We start from the raw sequence: 21121 nt of genomic DNA, 5'->3' as shown, positions 1-21121 counted from the left end.
GATTTCATCTCTCTGTGTAGATGTGAGTGCAAAAGTAGTCTTTTTTTTTAGATTGACCAAACTTCCTGTAAACTTTTTAAGGGTTACGAGCGAAGAACAAAAAACAAGGGCTGGGCTTACTTTTGTTCTGCTATCTCTTGGTCGTATATGCGGTCAAACTGAGCTTTAAGATTCGTCTCGATGGCTATGATGTCTCGTATCGTCTTGAGATTTTTCTCGTTTGGGCTATTTCTAATCCATAGATGTATGTAGCCGTTGGCTGAGTATTTCTCTTGCATGTGCGATTTAAAGCGTTCCCACTGTGCTTCTTTGTCAAATTCCGGATGTTGCTCCAGACCGTATTGAACAGCTCTTCTGAATACGGTATCGGGTTCTAAGTCGCGATCGGCCTCTGCCACAATCTTGCCATAGATGCTTCGGGGAGCATGACTGGCACTTGCCCTATGGTCTTCCACAGCCTCTTTCATAATCTTGATTTGTTCTGTTGAGAACCATTTCTTGAGTCTGGCATCGGCCAGGAGTATTTTTCCTCCGGTGATGTGGTGGATGGCACGAGGCCCTTTCATGCCCAAGTCGTGGTAAGCTGCGATGGCATACGACATGTTGATGTCGGCTCCTACTGTCCTTGCGAGCAGCATACTGTTCTTGATGACACGATTGACATGGCCCAGGCCATGACTCCTTCCGAACTCATTATAGCGTGGGAGAATGTTTTTTTCGACAAACTCCATCAATTCTAAATCTACATTGGCTATGACCATATTATAATATAAGGAGACTTATGGAGGTTAACATACCATATATAAACATATTGCGAGCTGTCTGTCCCAAAATGAGGTTGAGCGCCTTGCCACGGTTGATTTCCTTCATTTTGCGCCATGTGCGTGTGTGCAGAATGAGATAGACGGCCGGTAAGGTTGCTGTAAATAGGTGGGCATTGAGCATTAGCAATACGACGATGTTCAGTCCCACGGCTATCCATCCACATGCCAGATAGAGCCATTCGGTATTTGTTTCGCCAATCATGGTGACCAATGTATGCTTCCCGGCAGCCATGTCGTTTTTCCTGTCGCGGTAGTTGTTTACCAGCAATAGGGTGTCGATGACCAGTCCGCAAGCTATTGAGGCTATGAATACCGGCCACGCGATGTCGGTCGTTATCAGGTAGTAGGTGCAGCACACTGGCACGATACCAAAGAAGACAAGCACCAGCACGTCGCCCATGCCGATGTAAGAGAGCTTCGTGGTGTATAGAAAACAGAAAGCTACGCATAGCAATCCCACGATAACCATCTCTGTTCCGCCATACCAAATGAGCGGCAGACCTGTTATACACGCTATGAACGTCGTCACTATCAAGCCTTTCTTCATGGCTTGGGGAGTTATCCATCCCTGCGCACAGGCCCTTCGTGGGCCTAGTCGGGCATCGTCGTCGTTGCCTCTGATGAAGTCGAAGTAGTCGTTGATGAAGTTGGCGTCAATCTGCATGATGAATGCGAAGAGCAGACAGAGAACGGCTGGTACAATCCTGAATGTGCCATGCCTTAGTTGCGTGGCTGCCAAGGCTATGGCCACCATAATAGGCACTGCCGCACCTGTCAAGGTCTTCGGACGCGATGCCAGCATCCAGGCTTTGCCCGAGTTTGTCTTGATTTCGCTTTGTACTTCCATAAAAAACGATTCCAGCAGTTTTGATTAATTGAAGAAATTCCAACTTAGGCCGAACCTCAAAAGTCGCCCGTTTAGTGGGTGATGAGGGGTCAGGAAGTAGTTTTTCGTGCCGCTTCCGGCATTCACATGACTATACATCACGAAGAATCTGGTATGTTTCAAGTGGAAATTGGCATATACGTTCACAATAGGGTAGTTGCCTGTTTTCACCCGGCTGTCCTCGCCCGTGGTGCTGGTATTTGTCTGTACGGTATATTGTCCAAGTGCCGGACTGTATTCGGGCGCATAGTAAGCTGTGAAGTAGCGTGCATCTGCTCCGAAATCGCACTTCAACACGCGGGCAATCTTGAATCTCAGGTAGAGGTTGGTGTAGGCATTCAGTGTCGGCACGGGTAGCACGTCGTTGTTGCTAGACTTCTGATAAGTGATGACACTTTCCCAATTTATAGGGCCGAAAGTGAAATCCTGGCTCAGCTCTGCGGTAAAGAGCGTGACAGCGCCACTATGTTGCTTCACTGCGACAGTATTGGCCGTGCGTGTGTTTTCGCCTGCGGTGTAGCTCTGGGCAAAGTAAGTATGGTTCTTGATATTGTCGGCAGCCACGCGTAAGTGCGTCCGAGTTTTCCTGAGCCATAGCGAGCCTTGCAACCTTGTATGGAGTATTTTGCTCATGTCGTCATTGTCCCACCAGAAATGTCGGGCATGATAATGGCGATAATAAAAGGTAGGATTGGTGCGGTGGAAGAATCCCGATGCTGCCAACTGAACCGTGTCTCCCAGCAATTTGATGTTCAGGTCGGCCGTGGCATCCAACTTTAATTGTCCGGCATCCTTACCGGCCAGCCACGTCTCAAGTACGGCATTGTAGTGCAGCATTTTCCCCTGTGCCTTGTTCAGTTGCGCTCCCACGCTGATGGTCTGTTCGTTGTAAGTGTCCACACCGTCGGCCGAGGGGAGGGTGAAGTGGCGTATGTCGCTCGTCAGAAATCCTTTCAGTCCGGCTTTGGCATATTTGTTGAATCCTTCCAACAGCGATATGGCAAAGGTATTCTTCAGCTGGTAGTGCCGTGTCAGGTCGTAGATGGAGTCGCCTTCCAGTTTCTCCAGTGCCTTGTACGTGTTGGCGTAGAAGTTTTCGGGGGTCTCGTAAGCCTGATAGATGCGACGGGCATAGTCGAATTGCAAGGTGTGGATGAAGCTCGTTACAGGCACGTATTCGTTTTTCAGCCATGTAGTATCCTCCTTAGCCTTGTCGGCAGCCGCTATCAGGCTGTCTGCCTGCTGCTTGCCGTTCACTCTGATTCGTCCGCCATCTTGTGCGCCTGCTACAGGCTCGTCGCCCACCACTTGCGCATCATCCGGACGGCCGGCAAAGGTCGCCGGCTCTTTTTCGTCCTCGTTTCTTCTTCGTTGCGGCTCGTCAGGCAGTCCTTCTTTCTCCCTGGTCTTCCTTAAGTCCTGCTCTTTCTTCGACTCTATAGCAAACTTTCTTGCCTTGATTTCCTCTTCGCTCATGCGTACCTTGCGGTTGAAGCCCAGGTTATATCGTTGCGATAAGAAGATGTGGTGATTGTCGTTTCGGTTCCAGTTTTTGGACAGGATAGTCGGAATCTCGTCGGTGGAATAGCTGTCTGTATAGCTCTCCGGGTGTCTGATGTAGTTGTCGTTGGCAATACCTCCGTTTTCAGCCACCTTCTGATGGTTGGTCGATAGCAGCAGATGGGCCTGATAGCGGTCGGCTATGTAACTGCCATACATGCTGTAGTTAAAGTGCGATGTACTTTGAGATGTATAGAAACCGCGTCCGTATAGATAGTCGAAATTAAATCCTACACCCAATTTCTTACCGGCATTCACACCGAATTGTGCTGTAAAATGGTCCTCGCCATTTACCTTTCCACCAGCCGTATTGTAGCTTAGGTTGGTGAAAGGGGAGAGCGTATTGGTGAATTTGAATTTATCTACAGGCTTCACGAAGAAGTCGTAGGGCGCTGTGAAGATAAATTGCCCTGCTTCCGGGCGGTCTATAAATACGCGATGGATGCGTGGCGCACCCAGGTTTCCGGTCGTGCTGTACTCTCCCCTCAGTCCAGTCGTGAAGATGGTGTTCATATACATATGGGAGAGCGTGTCCATTTGGGTGGGCTGCACGTCGCCGAATCGCGAATCCACAGTCCATACCTTGATACCCTTGGGAATCTCTTTATGACTTCCAAGGCTATCAGCCTGATTATTCTTGTTTCTTCTGCTGATGTTGCCGCTCTGGTCTATCTGGTTAAATTCGTTGTCGTCAAACTGTGCCAGGGCTGTTCCCGCAAGGCACAATAGACAGAGCGTGATGAATGCTTTTCTCATTTATGGAACATTCGTAATGCGACCTCTATGAATTTAATCACTACTCCCGCTATCATGATGGTGATGGCAATGCTTTTCTGCATTGTGAAGACATACATGCAGACACCTGCGATGGCCAATACCATGAAGCAGATGTTCAGAATGTTTCTCAACTTGAATAGCGAATCCCTAGTGTCGATACGCTCCATGCGGTGCTTGGGTCTGACAGCTATCTGTTCTTCCGTCGCCTGTTCCTTATTATCCTGTGACATACTTATCTTTCCTTATCGTAGTGCTTCAGCCAATGCTGCAAATATCTCATTCTTGCGGTCGATAGTTCCTCTTCTGAACTTTCCTGTCAGTTTGACGAGCTTTGTGCCGGCTTTGTTGAGACACTTCTTGTCTGTAATCAAGTCTTCAGCCGACGATTTGAAGCCTGTCGGACGGTCAGTCTCATACGCATAGCTCAGGCGTTCCATGGTGATGTGGGCGCGTCCTTCGTCGCATTTGACCAGTAGCAGATAGTTGAACTCGGTCCTGTCTATTGACAGGAAGCTGCTGTTGAAGACCATCCATTCCTTGAATTTACCTGCAATCACGTTCTCCTCTTCGTTGACAAGTGCCATGCGGCTGTCCATTTGGCCGTCTTGTGTCATCAGTTCCTGTATTTTGGCGTACAGCAATTGATAGATTTCCTGGGCCGTTTTGCCGTTCGCTTCTATCTCTGTTTCAAACACTACCTTGCCCTCAACTTCGGGTACAGCACCTGCCAGATAGTCTTGTGCCAATGCCTGTTGCCCAGTTGCTGCCGCTTCTTTTTTCTTCTCGGCAGCCTTGACAGGGGCTTTAGGTACTATCCATCCCTTCTTCACGTCGCCGGTAGACTTCTTCATCGTACCGTCATTGGTGGTTTTAGTAGCTGTGTTTTCTATCTTTGTAGCCGGAACTACAGTCTTCTTGGCAGGCGTCAGGGGCGTGGCCGGTATTGTTTGTGCAGGGGTGGGCGTGGCACTCTCACCCTTTATCTTGGCCAACTTCTTTTGCAGCTTGGCTGCTTTCTTAGCTTCCTTGATGGCTTGCTTGGCTATCTTTTGGGCCTCTTTGGCCTGTTCCAGTTGCTGTTTGGCGTTTTCTACGACGGTTTGTGCTTGTATGCCCAATGACAGACACAGCATCAATGCAGTGAAAATCTTTCTCATGTGCTGACGTTTTAAACTAGTAATAATAGGCAAAGTTAGTAAAAAAGATGAGAAATGAGAATATAAAGAAAATGGAATGGTGTAACTTGACAATTATTAACGGTTTACTGCAGGGCCTTGGCAGTGTTGCTGTTTGGCCTTTGCAGTATTGCTGAATGGGCTTTGCAGAGGTGCTGCCGAGGCTTTGCAGTAAACTCATGGTGAAAGACCGGTGGGGCAGAAGTGGCAGTCCGATTATGTTAAAAACTCTCAAACACCATGCTGTTGGTCACTTTTTATACCGTAATATGCCGAAAATCCATAAAAAAGTAATACTTTTGCACCGCTTTACAACACAAGGAGAGATGCTCGAGTGGTTGAAGAGGCACGCCTGGAAAGCGTGTAAACCCCTAAAGGGTTTCGTAGGTTCGAATCCTATTCTCTCCGCAGTTGAAGCATGATAATTAATATATGATGTAATTATCGCTTCCTTTCCAGTTTTGTTTCTCGTGTTTGTCAGAACGTCTGGCTGTCTGTTTTTCTTTCCCGGATTTATTGTTGCAGTTGGCATACTTGCCATATTTGCGTCTGTAAGCATGCGCCTGACATGCCGAATGGCTTGTAATCGCCCTGTTCGTCGGGCTGCCCGATAGGATATAAAGGTTTTGTACGAGCTGTCGGAATATCGTGTAAATCTGTGAAAAATACAATTTTAGACTTTATTTGTACGATTTTGCACTATACATATAAACCGATATATATATATTTGCAGCGATAAAACTTGATGAAATAACACTAACCTAAATAGTTTATAGTCTATGGATTTTTTGATAACAAATTCATTCCTACGACGGGTTTGCCTTGGTTCTGTCATGGCTTTTCCGTCTGTTACGGTGTTGGCAGGGGGAAATATTCCTACCTTCAATGCCTCAGTCATTCAGTCTCCTTTACAGAAGACCGTTACGGTCAAGGGTGTCTTGACCGATGAATCCGGACCGATGATAGGTGCTACTATCATGGAAAAGGGAACATCCAATGGTGTCATCTCCGATTTGGATGGTAAGTTTTCTATTCGTGTATCCTCGCCCGATGCCGTCTTGGTGATTTCCAATGTGGGCTATCTCACCAAGGAAGTGAAGGTGGGTGGACGCGAGCATATCAACATCAAGCTGGAAGAAGACCGCAAGACATTGGATGAGGTCGTAGTAGTGGGTTATGGCACACAGAAGAAAGTGAACATGACGGGTTCGGTCTCAGCTGTCAACGTGGCCGAGATGGCCAAGAGTCGTCCCATCACCAATGTATCTCAGGCACTGGCTGGTGTAGCTGCCGGTGTGTCGGTCATGTCGAACAACAACCAGCCGGGTAACGACAATGCCTCCATTCTGGTGCGTGGTCAGGGTACGTTGAACAGTTCTGCACCTCTTATTATTATTGATGGAACGGAAGCCGGAATCAATACCGTGAATCCACAGGATATAGAATCGGTATCCGTGTTGAAAGATGCGGCCTCTTCTGCCATCTATGGTTCGAGGGCAGCCAATGGTGTCATCCTGATTACCACGAAATCCGGTAAGCGCGGTAAAATCTCTGTCGATTACAACGGCTATGTGTCTTTCGAATCTATCCGCAAGACATTGACCCCAGTATCGAACTATGCCGACTACATGGGAATCATCAATGAAGGTTACAAGAACAGTAAGAAGGCAGAGCCTTTTACGCAGGATGTCATTGATGCTTGGCGAAACGATGCCGGTAAGAATCCGTTGCAGTATCCTAATACCAACTGGATTGATGAGACATTCAAGACAGCTGCTGCTACCAATCATGCCATTTCCGTTTCCGGCGGTTCTGAGAAGATTCGCTTCTACGGTTCGTTCGGCTATTTGAATAATCCGGGTGTCATGTACAATGCCGGCTTCAAGAAGTACAGCGGACGTCTGAATCTGGATGTCGATGTGGCTAAATGGCTGAATATCGGTATGCACATGAACGGCTATGTATCTGACATGGAGCCGGGCAATAACGAGATAGACAATGTCTTTACCTATACATCTGCCACCACTCCGGGTATGGTGTTCCGTGCGCCCGATGGTCGTTTCGGTGCTATGAACAATGAGCAAGACGCTGCTCAAAGTGCTGCCAACAACCCCTTGATACGTGCTTTCAAGTGGGCCGGAAATAACAGGAAGAACAATTTCCATCCTCGTTTCACAGCAACTTTGAAGCCTCTGAGCGGCTTATCTCTGGCACTCAGCTACTCGTACGAGCTGCTCGACCAGGAGATTTCTCGCAAGCCTGTCTTGCTGGAAGGATGGAATTTCCAGACAGAGCAGATTACTTCTACCACTAAGACGCGGTATTCTTATTATAATTCCGATGGCAAGACAGAGCGTTATTTCAACGATGCTGTGTTGCGTTATGAGAACAAACTGTTCAAGAATCAGTTAGCTTTCAATGTGATGTTGGGTGCTAGCCAAGAGCTATATAGAAACAAGAGCTTCCATGTTTCCAAACAGGATTTGATAGATTTGAACATGGATGCACTGGATGGAGCGACCGGTCAGGCCAGTGCCGGAGGTAATAAGACGGAGTGGGCGATGCGCTCTTACTTCAGCCGCCTGAACTTAAACTGGCAAGACAAGTACCTCTTTGAGTTCAACTTGCGTGCCGATGGCTCTTCTCGTTTCCAGTCCAACAAGCGTTGGGGATACTTCCCATCGGCTTCTGCTGCATGGCGTATTGACCAGGAAAAGTTCATGGAAGCAGCTTCCAACAGTTATTTGAGCAACTTGAAACTGCGTGTTTCATACGGTTCGTTGGGTAATAACTCTGTAGGCAACTACGATTCACAGGCGCTCTATACGAGTGATGCCGGTGCTTACAACTACGTATTGGGCAATTCTATGGTTACAGGTATGGCGATGGCAGCATTGGCCAATCCGCTCTTGACATGGGAAACCACAAAGGTTTTCGATATCGGTCTCGACTTTGGCTTCTTCAATAACAGGCTTACCGGTACTATCGATTACTTCAATAAGCGCACCACCGACATCTTGATTAATCTGCCTGCTCCCCATGTTCACGGTATTACATCTCTGCCTAAGACCAATAGTGCCATCGTTACGAATAAGGGTATGGAGTTTACATTGGGTTGGCAAGACCGTATCAGCGACTTTACATACGGCATTACGGGTAACCTCACCTATGTCACCAACAATGTCGATAAGTTTAAAGGTACTGATAAGGGAGGCCAGTCTATCAGCGATGCCAACCTTATCTGGGAGGGTCACAGCATCAATTCGCAGTATCTGTTGCGCGTAGACCGTCTGTTGCAGACCGACGAAGACATGAAATTGGTTCAGCAGATGATAGACAACGCACCGAAAGATGCCAATGGCAAGAAGATGAATCCGTTTGCGGCATTCGGAACACCCGAAAAGGGAGACTTGCTGTATAAGGATGTGAACGGTGACGGTATTATTGATAACCAGGATAAGGAAATCGTCAGCGATGGTCCGAATCCGAAGTTCCTTTTCGGTCTGAACCTGAATGCAGCTTGGAAGGGATTTGATTTCTCTGCCTTGATTCAGGGTTCTATGGGTGCAAAGATGTTCTGGCAGCACGATGCCTACAATACTCCTAACGTGCGTATCGGTTATCAGCTGAACAGTGATGTGGTCAATGGCCGTTGGACAGAGGGCCGTACGGATGCCACCTATCCACGCCTGTTGGAGTATCAGGACCGTCGCAACGTCCAGACGAGCGACTTCTTCCTTGAGAACAAGAGCTTTGTCAAGATTCGCAATATCCAGTTGGGATACACCATTAATCAGAAGTTGACCAGAAAGATTGGTCTCGAACGTCTGCGCTTCTATGGCAGTTTGGAGAACTTCTTTACTTTCACAGACTACAGAGGATTCGATCCTGAGGTGAGCGGAATGGCTTATCCTTCTATGAAACAAGCCGTAGTCGGTATCAACTTATCATTCTAATAAATACTATGAACATGAAAAAGATATATTCTATTATACTGGGTCTGCCCCTTATCCTGACGTTGTCGGGATGCTACGACCTTGAGCGTGTACCGGCAGACCAAATGAGTGCTTCTACATTCTATCAGAATGAAGAGCAGACAAAAGAAGCCATGATGGCTGTATATAGCAACATGCAGAACGACCATGCTTTTGGAATGCAGTTTGCGATGGACGGACTGGGTGGTATAGCTATGGGCTATGGTGTGTATTCGTATCAGAATTTCCAGGTAGGCACATACGATGTGAACAACAGTTGGATTCTCAACAAGTGGACATACTTGTTCGAAGGCGTGGCCAGAGCCAACAATGTGTTGCAGAATGCAGAGAAAGCTAAGATGTCGGACGACTTGAAGAAGCAGTATAAAGCAGAGGCCAAGTTCATGCGTGCATTGTATTACTTTACGCTGATGGACTTCTTTGGCGAAGTGCCTATCTACGATGAGACCGTCGTTATTACCGACAGTTATGCCGATATGAAGAAACCACGCAACTCAATGGATGAGGTAAGGACGTTCATCTTGAATGATTTGACCGAAGCTTCTACCGTGTTGCCTGAGAAGTGGGGTAAGTCTGATGCCGGACGTGCTACCAAATATGCAGCTACTGCCTTGATGGGTAAGGTGTATCTCTACAAGAAAGACTACAAGAATGCAGCTGCCAACTTTAAAAAAGTCATCGACAGTAAGCAGTTTGAACTGTACAACGACTATGCCGGACTCTTCAAACCGGGTGGCGACGAAAGCTCTGAAATGATTTTTGCCATCCAGAATATGGGCGGTGTAGGTACCGATCATGGTATGCCGATGTGCTTCTATATGGGTTCTCGCGAAACGTTCGGAAGCTGTTGGAACAACGTCATGGTTTCGCCGTATTTCGTAGATAGCTATGAATACAAGGACGGCAAGCCCTTCAACTGGGACGACTGGTTCCCCGGAATCCAGACCGATGACAAGAAGAAGGTGGCTACATTCAGGGCTACATTGAAGAATGGTAAGGTGACGAAATATCCTGCCGGCAAGGCCAAACTGCTTGAAATGTACGACAAGCGCGACCCCCGTATGATGGCTACAGTCATCATGCCATACACACGCTACGCCGGTTGGTATGCCAATGCACCAGAAGACTGTGAGTTTATTATTGCTACCGGTATTACCAGTGGTAACGGCTATATCCGTCCGAACCAGAACTACGAAACCTATCTGTGGCGTAAGTTTGTACCCGAAGGTAATATGGGCGGAGCTATCAACAACCGCCAGCACACGCCTATCAACTTCCCGTTGATTCGCTATGCCGATGTACTGCTGATGATGGCCGAATGTGAAAACGAACTCGGCCATCTGGACGAGGCTGTGAAACTCATCAATCAGGTGCGCAGTCGTGAGAGTGTTAAGATGCCCGGTATCAATAGCGGACCGGCTTACTTGGAGGCAAAGACCAAGGAAGATGTGTTCAAGCGTATTCGCCATGAGCGTGCCGTAGAGTTTGCCGGCGAGGGTTTGAGCTTCAGCGATATGAAGCGTTGGAAGTTGCTTGAGGAACTGGACGGTCGTAAGGAGAACGACATCACAGGTAAGTATCGTTACACACGTTCTGCCAAATCGCGCGATTATCTGTGGCCGATACCCGGAACAGAGATTGAAAAGAATCCGGACTTGAAGCAGAATCCAGGTTGGTAAGATTATGTGAGTTCGACGAATTAAAAGAGTGCAAGCTGTGTATCAATGTGTAGGAATAATTGATACACAGCTTCCTTGGAAACCTGCAATAACCACCCGACGCTCCGAGCGTTTTACTATAAATTATTGAAATATCTGTGTCTTGAAAGATTTATCAGGATGATGTTCTCTAATAGGGTATGTTGCCGTCAAAAGAATAAAAAAACTTGCAGAATTCATCTACCATAAAGAAAAATTCTGTAACTTTGTTTTCGGTGAGCATAGCAATGATTTTTTATAATGCTTTGATAATTAATATATTAAAGTTGAAATAGAATCTGATTATTCACCAAATTTTGTAGATACTTATAATTCGTCGAACTCACATTAAGATATGAATATGAAAAATAGAAATCTATTGCAAAGCCGAGTCAGCATTGCTGCCAAGGCTTTGCAGCATTGTTGCCGAGGCTTTGCAGCAAAACTGCAAGGCCTTTGCAGTTTTGTGTTGTTGGGCATGTTGCTGTGCCATCAGATTCCCGTGTTGGCACAACGAAGTTATCGGCCGTTGAATGAGAAGTGGATGTTCCGCTTCTCTCATCAAGTGCAACGGGGTTCGGAGGTGCAGGTTGACCTCCCCCATACGTGGAATGCCGTCGACGCTTTGAGTGGTAAGGCAGACTACAAGCGTGGCATCGGCAACTATACCAAGAAGTTTTTTGTTCCCAACGAGTGGAGTGGCAAGCGTCTGTTCATTCGTTTTGAAGGAGCTAACAGCGTGGCCCATGTCTTTGTCAACGGCAAGTTCTTGGGCGAGCATCGCGGCGGCTACACTGCCTTTATCTTTGAGTTGACCGATAAGGTGGACTACGGAAAGGAGAATACTGTGCTGGTGCGTGTGAATAATGCCGAGGATTTGAGTGTGATGCCACTGGTGGGCGACTTCAATTTCTATGGCGGTATCTATCGTGCCGTATCTCTGTTGTTGACCGATAAGACCTGTATATCGCCCTTGGACCATGCGTCTTCGGGGGTGTATCTCCAGCAGGAGTTGGTAGATGGAGCATCGGCCAAGGTCAATGCACGCATCGTTCTTTCTAATGCCACTCCTGAAACGAGTAAGGTTCAGGTGAGGCTGACGGTCTCTGATGGGACAAAAGAGCTGTTGCGAGAGACGAAGGCGGTAGATATTGCTGCCCGAACCGATTTGCAATCGCTTGATATTCCCTTCACAATCAGCAAACCGCACCTGTGGAATGGTTGTGCCGATCCATTTATGTATCGTGTCCGTGTATCGCTTTGGAACGGGCAGCGAAAGCTCGATGAAGTAGAGCAGCCACTGGGTCTTCGCAGTTATCGTTTCGATGCCGACCGAGGTTTCTTCCTCAATGGGGTTCATCTGGCCTTGCATGGAGTATGTCGCCATCAGGAGCGGGCGGTCGTAGGCAATGTATTGACGCCCCAGCATATTGAGGAAGATGTGGCCATCATGCGCGAGATGGGAGTCAATGCGGTGCGCTTGGCCCATTATCCACAGTCTGCTTATACCTATGACATGATGGATAAGACGGGTATTCTGGCGTGGGCAGAGATTCCTTTCGTAGGGCCTGGTGGGTATGCCGACAAGGGCTTTGTAGATACAAAGGCGTTCCGAGAGAATGGAAAGCAGCAGTTACGCGAGATGATTCGGCAGCATTATAATCATCCCAGTATCTTTGTGTGGGGACTGTTCAATGAGTTGAAATACGACGGTGATAACCCCGTAGAGTATGTCAAAGAACTGAATGCCTTGGCTCATCAGGAAGACCATACGCGCCCTACGACCTGTGCCAGCAATCAAGATGGCAATATGAATTTAATCACCGACGTGATGGCGTGGAACCGCTACGACGGCTGGTATGGTGCTACTCCCAAGTCGCTGGCCACTTATCTGGACAAGATGCACGCTGCTTATCCGAAACTATGTATCGGTATCAGCGAGTATGGAGCAGGTGCAAGCATCTTTCAGCAGCAAGACTCGTTGAAGCAACCTGTGCCTACAGGCATGTGGCATCCGGAAAACTGGCAGACCTATTACCACATGGCCAACTGGGATATTTTGTCGCATCGCCCCTATGTATGGGGCACGTTCGTGTGGAATATGTTTGACTTCGGAGCGGCGCATCGTACTGAGGGCGACCGAGTAGGAATCAACGATAAGGGCTTGGTGACCCACGATCGCAAGACAAAGAAGGATTCTTACTTCTTCTACAAGGCCAACTGGAATCCACAGCCAATGGTCTATATCGCCGAACGTCGTGCTGTTGAGCGTACACGGCAGCAGACTGTGGTCACGGTCTTCTCTAATTGTAAGTCGGTAACGTTGCTTGTCAATGGTAAAAAGATAGCCACGCAGCACCCCGATTCCATGAATGTATGTAAGTTCGAGGTAACCTTGCAGAGCGGCAGTAATACCCTGCAAGCTGTTGGGACAGCCAAGAAACAGCAATTATCTGATACTTGTGAATGGTTTCTTAATTTATAAATAAGTAATGAATAATAAGACAAACAGTATATTATGTGGTCTGATGCTGGCGCCGTACACTTTGTGTGCAGCCAGTCAGGCCGACAATCGCCCAAATGTAATCTATGTATTTCCCGACCAGTTGCGCAACTGCGCATTGAATTTCTGGTCGCAACAGGGGTTCAGAGAATCCGTCAACTTCAAAGCCGACCCTACGCATACGCCGCGTATCGACAGATTTGCACGTGAATCGGTGGTGCTGACATCGGCTCAGAGCAACTTCCCCTTGAGCAGTCCTCATCGTGGCAGTCTGCTCACTGGTATGTATCCGAACCGCAGCGGCGTGTCACTTAATTGTAATTCCAACCGTCCGAACAGCTATATTCGTGAGTCGACCACCTGTATAGGCGACGTGTTCAGCCGTAATGGCTACGACTGTGCCTATATCGGGAAACTGCATACCGACCGCCCGGAGAAGAATGATCCGGCCCGCCCCGGCCACTATGTGCAGGATATAGACCCCGTGTGGGATGCTTTCACGCCTGCCAACCGCCGGCATGGATTTAACTATTGGTATTCATACGGTACGTTCGATGAACACAAGAATCCTCATTATTGGGACAACAATGGGGTGAAGCACCAGCCACATGAGTGGTCGCCCATACACGAGGCCAAGGTGGCTGCGGACTATATCCGTAATCAGGCCAACGTGAGGGACACGAAGAAACCCTTCTTCATGATGGTGGCGATGAACCCACCGCACAGTCCTTACCGCTCGCTGAACGACTGTATGCCCGAAGATTATGCGCTCTATGCCGACAAACCGATAGATAGTCTGCTCATTCGTCCGAATGTAAACCTCCAGATGGGTAAGGTGAAATCGGCTGCCTATTACTTTGCTTCGGTGTCGGGAGTAGACCGTGCGTTCGGTATGATACTCGATGCTTTGAAGGAAGCCGGACTGGATAAGAATACCATTGTCATTTTCTCGTCTGACCACGGGGAGACAATGTGCAGTCAGAACACCGATGACCCCAAGAACTCGCCCTATACAGAGTCGATGAATATTCCGTTTATCGTGCGTTATCCAGGGCACATCACGCCACGTGTAGACCCGTTGCTCATGTCTACGCCCGATATTATGCCGACTGTATTGGGACTGGCCGGACTCGGACAGGATATTCCTTCTACAGTGCAGGGGCGTGATTATTCGGCGTTGCTGAGCCAAGAGAATATCAAGGCGAAGCGTCCGGATGCCGCGCTCTATATACAGAATGTGAATGGGGAGAAAGACGCTGCGGGTAAGACGATAGACTATTTCCCATCGGCAAGAGGCATCAAGACGGCACAGTATACCATGGCCATCTTCATCAATAAGAAGTACAAGGTGACACAGACTTTGCTCTTCGACGACCAGAAAGACCCTTATCAGCAGCATAATTTGGATATAAATACACATAAGGCAGTGTATAAAAAGCTGTTTAAGCGCATGTCGCAATTACTGAAAGAAGTCGACGACCCTTGGTATTCGAAAGGAATCGTCAGGAAACTGAGAAGATAATGACAGGTTTACAGTAGACTCAAAAACGATTGATAAGCGTAGCCCGGCTGCCCATGGATGGCGGTCGGGCTTTTTGATATAGTCGTGTTGGAGGCAAGATACAAAAAGAAAGGCTGACTCTACATCACGTAGAATCAGCCTTATAATACAATACCTAATCTTAATGAAACCTTATAAAAGGATTATGGTTGTTTGCCGATGTAAGCTAGAATACCACCATCTACATACAGAATGTGACCGTTGACAAAGTCACTGGCATTCGATGCCAGGAAAACAGCAGGTCCCATGATGTCTTCGGGAGTTCCCCAGCGCGCAGCGGGAGTCTTGCTGATGATGAAACTGTCGAAAGGATGACGGCTTCCATCGGCCTGGCGCTCGCGTAGGGGTGCTGTCTGTTGGGTAGCGATATATCCTGGTCCGATGCCGTTACATTGGATATTATGCTCTCCAAACTCTGAACAGATGTTACGAGTGAGCATCTTCAAACCACCCTTGGCAGCTGCATAGGCCGATACGGTCTCGCGGCCAAGTTCGCTCATCATCGAACAAATATTGATAATCTTGCCTGCACCCTTCTTCTTCATGCCAGGAATGACGGCCTTGCTCACGATGAATGGCGCATTGAGGTCGATGTCTACCACCTGGCGGAAGTCTTCTACCGACATCTCTTCCATCGGTATGCGCTTGATGATACCGGCATTGTTGACGAGAATATCAATCGTTCCAAGCTCGCATTCGATGTCGGCTACGAGTTTTTTTACTTGTTCTTCGTCGGTCACGTCGGCTATATATCCTTTTACTTCGATGCCCTTGGCAGCGTAATCGGCCAGTGCACGATCCAGATGTTCTTGACTGCGACAGTTGAAAGCTATCTTAGCTCCTGCCTTATAGAAAGCCTCGGCAATGGCGAAGCCTATTCCATAGGCTGCTCCGGTGACCAAAGCTACCTTCCCCTCAAGAGAGAAGTTTTTTGAGAATGTGTCCATATAATGATTGATTGTTGGATTTTAAGTTGTTAATCGTACTTTTATTTCAAATCAGTCATCTTCACTACCTGCATGTCGCCGTAGTCAAGATTTTCGCCTGCCATGCCCCAGATAAAGCTGTAGCTGCTTGTTCCGGCTGCACAGTGGATACTCCATTGCGGAGAGATGACAGCCTGCTCGTTGCTCATCCACATCGGGCGGGTTTCCTGAGGTTCACCCATGAGGTGACAAATCATCTGGTCTTGGGGTACTTGGAAATACAAGTAAGTCTCCATACGACGCAAGTGAGTGTGGGCCGGCATGGTGTTCCAGACCGAACCTGTCTTCAGTTCTGTGAGTCCCATTTGCAACTGACAGGTGCGAACGCCGGCTACTCCGTCGATAATCAATTGGTTGATGACACGGTCGTTTGAACCTGCCAGCGAACCAGCCTTGATAATCTTAGCCTCTTTCAAAGTCACCTTGCGCACAGGAAAAGCTGTGTGAGCAGGAGCGCTGTTGATGTAAAACTTGGCTGGCGAAGCGGCATCCTTGGAAGTGAGAACCACTTCTTTTACGCCACGGCCAATATACAAAGCCTCTTTGAAGCCGAGTTGATAGGCTTTTCCGTCGACAGTGACTGTGCCTTCACCGCCGATATTGATGATTCCCATCTCGCGGTTGTCGAGGAAGTGCTGTGTATGGAGCGGTTGGATAGATTCCAGTTTCAGTGGAGCTGCTACGGGTTCAGCCCCTCCAATGAGGAATCTGTCGTACATGGAGTACACCCAATTCACTTCACCAGGTGCAAAAACCTTCTGTATGAGAAATTCCTTGCGCAACCGTTGGGTGTCGTATTGCTTGGCATCCTCAGGGTGGTGGGCATATCTCACTTCATAGTGGGTGTAACTATTTTGCGCCATCATTGCGATAGCTGTGAATGCGAATGTAAGTAATAAGAATGTTTTCTTCATGCTTCTATGTCGTTTTAATGGGTTTAACCGAGTGAATTCTTCTCCTCTTGCAAGATTCTGCGTCTGTTGATGAGCATCAAGGCAATAGCCAGAACTACCAGCAGTGCTGGCCCTATATAGGATAGGTAACAGGTAAGTTTATAGATGCACCATCCTAGTAGAGACGAAGCAAAGTCGAGAGCACCGCCTGCAAAGCCATCGGGAATCTTGGCTGCTGCGTCTTGTGTGGCTGCATATACGGCGTTGGCTGCTACGGTGAAGTCGGCTGCCATGTCGGTAACGAAATACAGACCGACGGTAAGTGCCACCAATCCGATGATGAAGGTCTTGACAACATTGCCTTTGGTAATGGGCAGAACCAGTGGAAAGAGGTAGAACATGCCAGCTAATGAAGCCAACGGGAGGAATTGGTTGCCCGGCAAGATGACGGCGAGGAAGAGTACGGTAGGGATGAGCAGCAAGCTCACAACGAGGGTTGTGGGATGTCCGATGACCAGTGCCGGACTCATACCGATGTTCACTTGTCGACCGTTGAACTTCTTCTCTACAAGCGTCTTTGTCTTTTCCGAGATAGGCAACAGACCGTCTATGAACAGGCGAGTGATGCGGGGAATCAATTCCATGACAGCTCCCATGATGATACCAAGTGTCAGAATTCCCTTGATGTCGGCCTGTGCAAGGTAGCCGATAAGGATTCCGACGATAACTCCGAGTACAAGTGGTTCGCCCAATACGCCAAACTTCTTCTTCAATCCTTCGGCATCTATATCGAGACGGCTGAAGCCTGGTATCTTGTCTAGGAGTTTGTTCACAATCAAGGCGAAGGGAACGAAACTCTGGCAGAAAGGTTGTGGAATGGAGATACCATCGAGGTTGCCATAGTATTTCTGGAAACTATTGGCTGTGAGATCGGCCATCACCATAGTGATGATATAGCAGATGATGGCAGCAAAGTAGCCCCACAACAGGCTTTCGCCCATGACAAAATAGACCACTGCACCTATAAAGGCAAAGTGCCAGTAGTTCCACAGGTCGATATTGACAGTACGGGTGGTCTTGGTGAGCAGCATCAGGAGATTGACACCGAGACACACCGGAATGACGAGTGCGCCTACTGCGGTGTTGTAAGCAACACTGGCTGCTGCCGGCCAACCCATATCGAAGACTCCTAATTGGAGATTGTAGATATTGGCAATCGACTTGAGTGGTTGTTCAAAATTACTGGTGAGCAGACCGGTTACTATACCAAGACCGACAAAACCGACGCCAACATAGAGGCCGGATTGAAGGGATTTGCCCGGTCGCAAACCGATGCAGATACCTATTATCGTGAAGAGAATAGGCATCATGACGCTTGCGCCCAGGCTGATGATATAGCTAGAGATTTGTTCAATGATCATGTTAGCTTATACTTGAAGATTATTTCTTGATGAATTTCTTTCCCTGCTTAATATAAACACCTTTGGGAAGTTTGTTGAAGTCTGTTCCTACAAACTGGCCATTGAGGTTGTAGATACGCTCAGGATGCTTAACACCGGAAGTTTGTATTGCTGCGATGCCGGTGGTAGGCTTCTTTACTTCTACGCTTAATAGGATGCTAGGTTTGTCTATAGAACTAATGAGTACATAACCATCTACTTTAGAAATACCCTTGTTTGTTGTGTTAACGGCTTCTGTAGATTCAAAACCTTTTATGATTTCAAGGTCTTGTGATGTAAGTCCGCGGCCTTCTTTACCACCGGGGCGACTTACAACGATAACCGTATCGCCTTTGGCTACATTAGGAATTACGAAGAAAGCCCCATCCACACGAAAGAATATACCATTTCCTTTGTTATTTTTGTAGATGCGGAAGGCTTTCTTGTTATTGCCATGGAAACGTCCATTTTTTGTATTGACAAGTCCAAATCTCAGCCCCTTAGTCATTTCGAGTTCCATACCATTGGCTTGGATTATAGAAGAATAAAGTGCAGCAGAGTCTCTGTTGGTAAAGTATGGACTGTAATCTTTACCTTCCTTGGAATAGCGTCCTACATAGATGCCTTTACCACTGGTACTGGTGTTGTAATAATAGTCGTTTTCTAACGTCCAGTCTGCGTCAAGATTGCTGATGTCAGTGTCTGATAACTTGAGGAAATCCCATTTCTGTTGAGCTACACTGGTCATGCAGACTGTGAATAATACTAATGTCAATAGGTAAAATCGTTTCATAATAGATGTGTTTAATGGTTGATAAATTGATAATAAATAGTTTTCAAATGATGTATTTTATTGTTTTGTAATGGTGAAATTGTATTTCCCCTTGTTGGCAATCTTTTTGGCTTTCAGTGTCACTCTGATGATTTCGTTGCCCCAAACATTAGAGAGACGTTTGTCGGTGATGCTGACCGTTTGCAGTGAGGGGATGAACATATTGGCATCGTAGTGCAGACAAGCCTTCTGTTCTTTTACCAGTATATTTACTTGTCCGGCTTTGGAAATGTCTACTTGTCCCCAAGTCATGAAGTTGATTTCATTGGCTACAATAGCACCGGAAAGCTCGAAAGCGTCGGTGATAGTCATCTTGTCTTTGAGAAGTCTGTACGAACGGTTCCATGTCTTCACCTGTGCCGTTGCAGGATAAGCCTTGGCAATGTCTACACTGAACTGCATTTGCTTTGCATTGAAAGTCGTATTGGTAGCCTTGTATTGCGCCCCTTCATGTTCCGGAATACCATTAATCAAAGGAAGATTGTGGTAGTTGCTTTGCATGGTCCAGATATTATAGCGCTCATTGCTGAAAGTCTGCTTGGTATAAGTACCCACACCGGCATCAATAAAGATAGGTGTAGAGTTGATATACAGTGAGAATGTACCCACGTCGTTGTGGTTATGACTCTCATTATTGAAGCCGCCTTTCATGGCTAGAAACATCTTGCTCTTATTTGTCATGTAACAGAATTCGGTCTCTGGATACCATGTATAGGCAGGATGATTGAGAGTACCTTGGGTAGCTTTCAGCTCTTCTTTGATAGCAAGCGTAGCCAACATGCGATAGACATCTGTGCCAGCAGACAGGTATCGGCCTTGTTCTTCGGTCTTCGCGCTTCTCTTATCAAGATAGGCTGCGAAGTTTTTCATGAGTTGGCTGTCTGTACCTTTACCGTAACGGAAGACTACGGGGATGAAGGCTAAGTCGGCTTTAGCAGATGCGTCGGCAAAGTTGACAACGTAGTCGTTGCCTACATAGCTGCGGACGATGTATTCGCCCATGTTGCGAACCATCGGGTCGCGCATCACATCTACTCTTCCTCCGGTACTCATTCGGAGTAACTCGATGTAATCGAAGAACTTTCCGGGTGCATGTCCCCAATAAGACGGGCCTTCTTCGCATGCTCCGTCTTGCTTGATGTAGTTGAGATATTTGTCTACCGATTCAATCGTCAGATACACGGCGTTGGCCAGTTTGTCGAGGTCGTTCTCTATCAGCATGTAGCTTTGGAGTACGTTGAAGTTGCACCAGGGAGTCCAGTTGTTGAGCAAACTGCCTTTCTGGTAGTTACGCGCCATCCACCACAGGTTGTTATTGTGGATGAATGGGAGTAATTGGCGCTGTACAATCTCGCGCTTGAGACGCGGAGACAGCGTCTTGTTGACCTTATCAAACTCTTCGTGGAAGAAATAATAGATCCACGACATCATAGCTCCAACCTCGCCACTCCCAAGGTCTATAATCTCTTCATGGATGGATGGGAGAGAGGAGTGAGATTTCTGTAGGCTGTTTAGATGAGCGGAAAGTACCCACGATGCCTTTTCACAGGTGAAGTAGACACCATTGATGAGTTGTGGGATGAAGCGTCCTTTACCCTCGGCAAGTTCGGCCATCATCAGAGCGGAGATTGCAGAATTGTTACTACTGTTGGGTTCTTGCATGATATTGCGGTTGCCGGTCTTGCTATATTCCAGGTAGTCGGTAGCCTTAATTACCCGCCATTGATAATCAAGATAGCGTGTACCACGTTTGATGGCAGCTTCCTTGGATGCACCGAACAGTTTGTCCCATCCGCTTCTATCGCTGTAGGCAGGATAGGAAACCCATTTCTGGTTCATGACAAGTGCATCTTTCAAAGTCTCTTTGGAGACCTGATGCCCCAGCAAATTCCTTTCAGTATAAGCCCTGCCCGATACACTACATAGTAGTATCAAGGCCAGAAGCGAATATTTTATGATGTTTTGCATGTTGATAGTTGTTGGAAAGATTGGG

General features: G+C 47.5%; 14 protein-coding genes and 1 tRNA gene. 5 read left to right on the top strand and 10 right to left on the bottom strand.

Going from position 1 to position 21121, the window contains the following annotated elements; genetic code table 11:
- Positions 1-116: 116 nt before the first annotated feature.
- Genes ACZ42L_RS05855 through ACZ42L_RS05835 form a run of 5 tightly spaced genes read right to left on the bottom strand, consistent with a single transcriptional unit; the run spans position 117 to position 5204 of the window.
- Positions 117-755 (bottom strand): HD domain-containing protein, encoded by a 639-nt coding sequence (locus ACZ42L_RS05855; protein WP_464716982.1) that lies wholly within the window; start codon positions 753-755, stop codon positions 117-119.
- 7 nt (positions 756-762) lie between these two features.
- On the bottom strand, positions 763-1671 hold the full coding sequence (gene menA / locus ACZ42L_RS05850) for a 1,4-dihydroxy-2-naphthoate octaprenyltransferase (RefSeq protein WP_464716901.1): 909 nt from the start codon (positions 1669-1671) through the stop codon (positions 763-765).
- A 24-nt stretch (positions 1672-1695) separates the two neighbouring features.
- The gene (locus tag ACZ42L_RS05845; protein WP_464716900.1) at positions 1696-4026 is read right to left on the bottom strand and encodes a putative porin; all 2331 of its coding nucleotides are present in this window, start codon (positions 4024-4026) and stop codon (positions 1696-1698) included.
- Complete coding sequence (locus tag ACZ42L_RS05840; RefSeq protein ID WP_464701436.1) at positions 4023-4277, bottom strand: mechanosensitive ion channel protein MscS; 255 nt, start codon at positions 4275-4277, stop codon at positions 4023-4025. Before ACZ42L_RS05840 ends, ACZ42L_RS05845 begins: the two co-directional genes overlap by 4 nt.
- A 12-nt stretch (positions 4278-4289) precedes the next feature.
- Positions 4290-5204 (bottom strand): DUF4468 domain-containing protein, encoded by a 915-nt coding sequence (locus ACZ42L_RS05835; RefSeq protein WP_464701435.1) that lies wholly within the window; start codon positions 5202-5204, stop codon positions 4290-4292.
- Between the two features lie 338 nt (positions 5205-5542).
- On the opposite strand from ACZ42L_RS05835, the gene ACZ42L_RS05830 reads away from it, so the two are divergent.
- The 5 genes from ACZ42L_RS05830 to ACZ42L_RS05810 all read left to right on the top strand — a co-directional run bounded on the left by ACZ42L_RS05830 (position 5543) and on the right by ACZ42L_RS05810 (position 14939).
- Positions 5543-5630 (top strand) — tRNA-Ser (locus ACZ42L_RS05830).
- A 371-nt stretch (positions 5631-6001) separates the two neighbouring features.
- Positions 6002-9178: a SusC/RagA family TonB-linked outer membrane protein gene (locus tag ACZ42L_RS05825; protein WP_464701433.1), complete on the top strand. Its 3177-nt coding sequence runs from the start codon at positions 6002-6004 to the stop codon at positions 9176-9178.
- Positions 9179-9192: 14 nt separating this feature from the next.
- The gene (locus tag ACZ42L_RS05820) at positions 9193-10896 is read left to right on the top strand and encodes a RagB/SusD family nutrient uptake outer membrane protein (RefSeq protein ID WP_464701431.1); all 1704 of its coding nucleotides are present in this window, start codon (positions 9193-9195) and stop codon (positions 10894-10896) included.
- 496 nt (positions 10897-11392) lie between these two features.
- On the top strand, positions 11393-13399 hold the full coding sequence (lacZ4, locus tag ACZ42L_RS05815; protein ID WP_464716981.1) for a beta-glucuronidase LacZ4: 2007 nt from the start codon (positions 11393-11395) through the stop codon (positions 13397-13399).
- Positions 13400-13406: 7 nt separating this feature from the next.
- On the top strand, positions 13407-14939 hold the full coding sequence (locus ACZ42L_RS05810) for a sulfatase family protein (protein ID WP_464701430.1): 1533 nt from the start codon (positions 13407-13409) through the stop codon (positions 14937-14939).
- Positions 14940-15121: 182 nt separating this feature from the next.
- Here ACZ42L_RS05810 and ACZ42L_RS05805 read toward each other — a convergent pair whose 3' ends face one another.
- Genes ACZ42L_RS05805 through ACZ42L_RS05785 form a run of 5 tightly spaced genes read right to left on the bottom strand, consistent with a single transcriptional unit; the run spans position 15122 to position 21096 of the window.
- A complete protein-coding gene (locus ACZ42L_RS05805) occupies positions 15122-15925 on the bottom strand; it encodes a gluconate 5-dehydrogenase (RefSeq protein ID WP_464701428.1) in 804 nt (267 codons plus the stop codon).
- A gap of 41 nt (positions 15926-15966) precedes the next feature.
- The gene (gene kduI / locus ACZ42L_RS05800) at positions 15967-16878 is read right to left on the bottom strand and encodes a 5-dehydro-4-deoxy-D-glucuronate isomerase (protein ID WP_464701426.1); all 912 of its coding nucleotides are present in this window, start codon (positions 16876-16878) and stop codon (positions 15967-15969) included.
- A gap of 23 nt (positions 16879-16901) precedes the next feature.
- Positions 16902-18272: a PTS galactitol transporter subunit IIC gene (locus tag ACZ42L_RS05795; protein WP_464701656.1), complete on the bottom strand. Its 1371-nt coding sequence runs from the start codon at positions 18270-18272 to the stop codon at positions 16902-16904.
- 25 nt (positions 18273-18297) lie between these two features.
- On the bottom strand, positions 18298-19089 hold the full coding sequence (locus tag ACZ42L_RS05790; protein WP_464707027.1) for a hypothetical protein: 792 nt from the start codon (positions 19087-19089) through the stop codon (positions 18298-18300).
- 57 nt (positions 19090-19146) lie between these two features.
- Positions 19147-21096, bottom strand: a complete 1950-nt coding sequence (locus tag ACZ42L_RS05785; RefSeq protein ID WP_464716899.1) for a heparinase II/III domain-containing protein — start codon at positions 21094-21096, stop codon at positions 19147-19149.
- Positions 21097-21121: the final 25 nt, after the last annotated feature.

The sequence above is a fragment of the Prevotella mikamonis genome (assembly GCF_055381405.1).
This window is presented reverse-complemented; position numbering and strand designations above follow the sequence as displayed.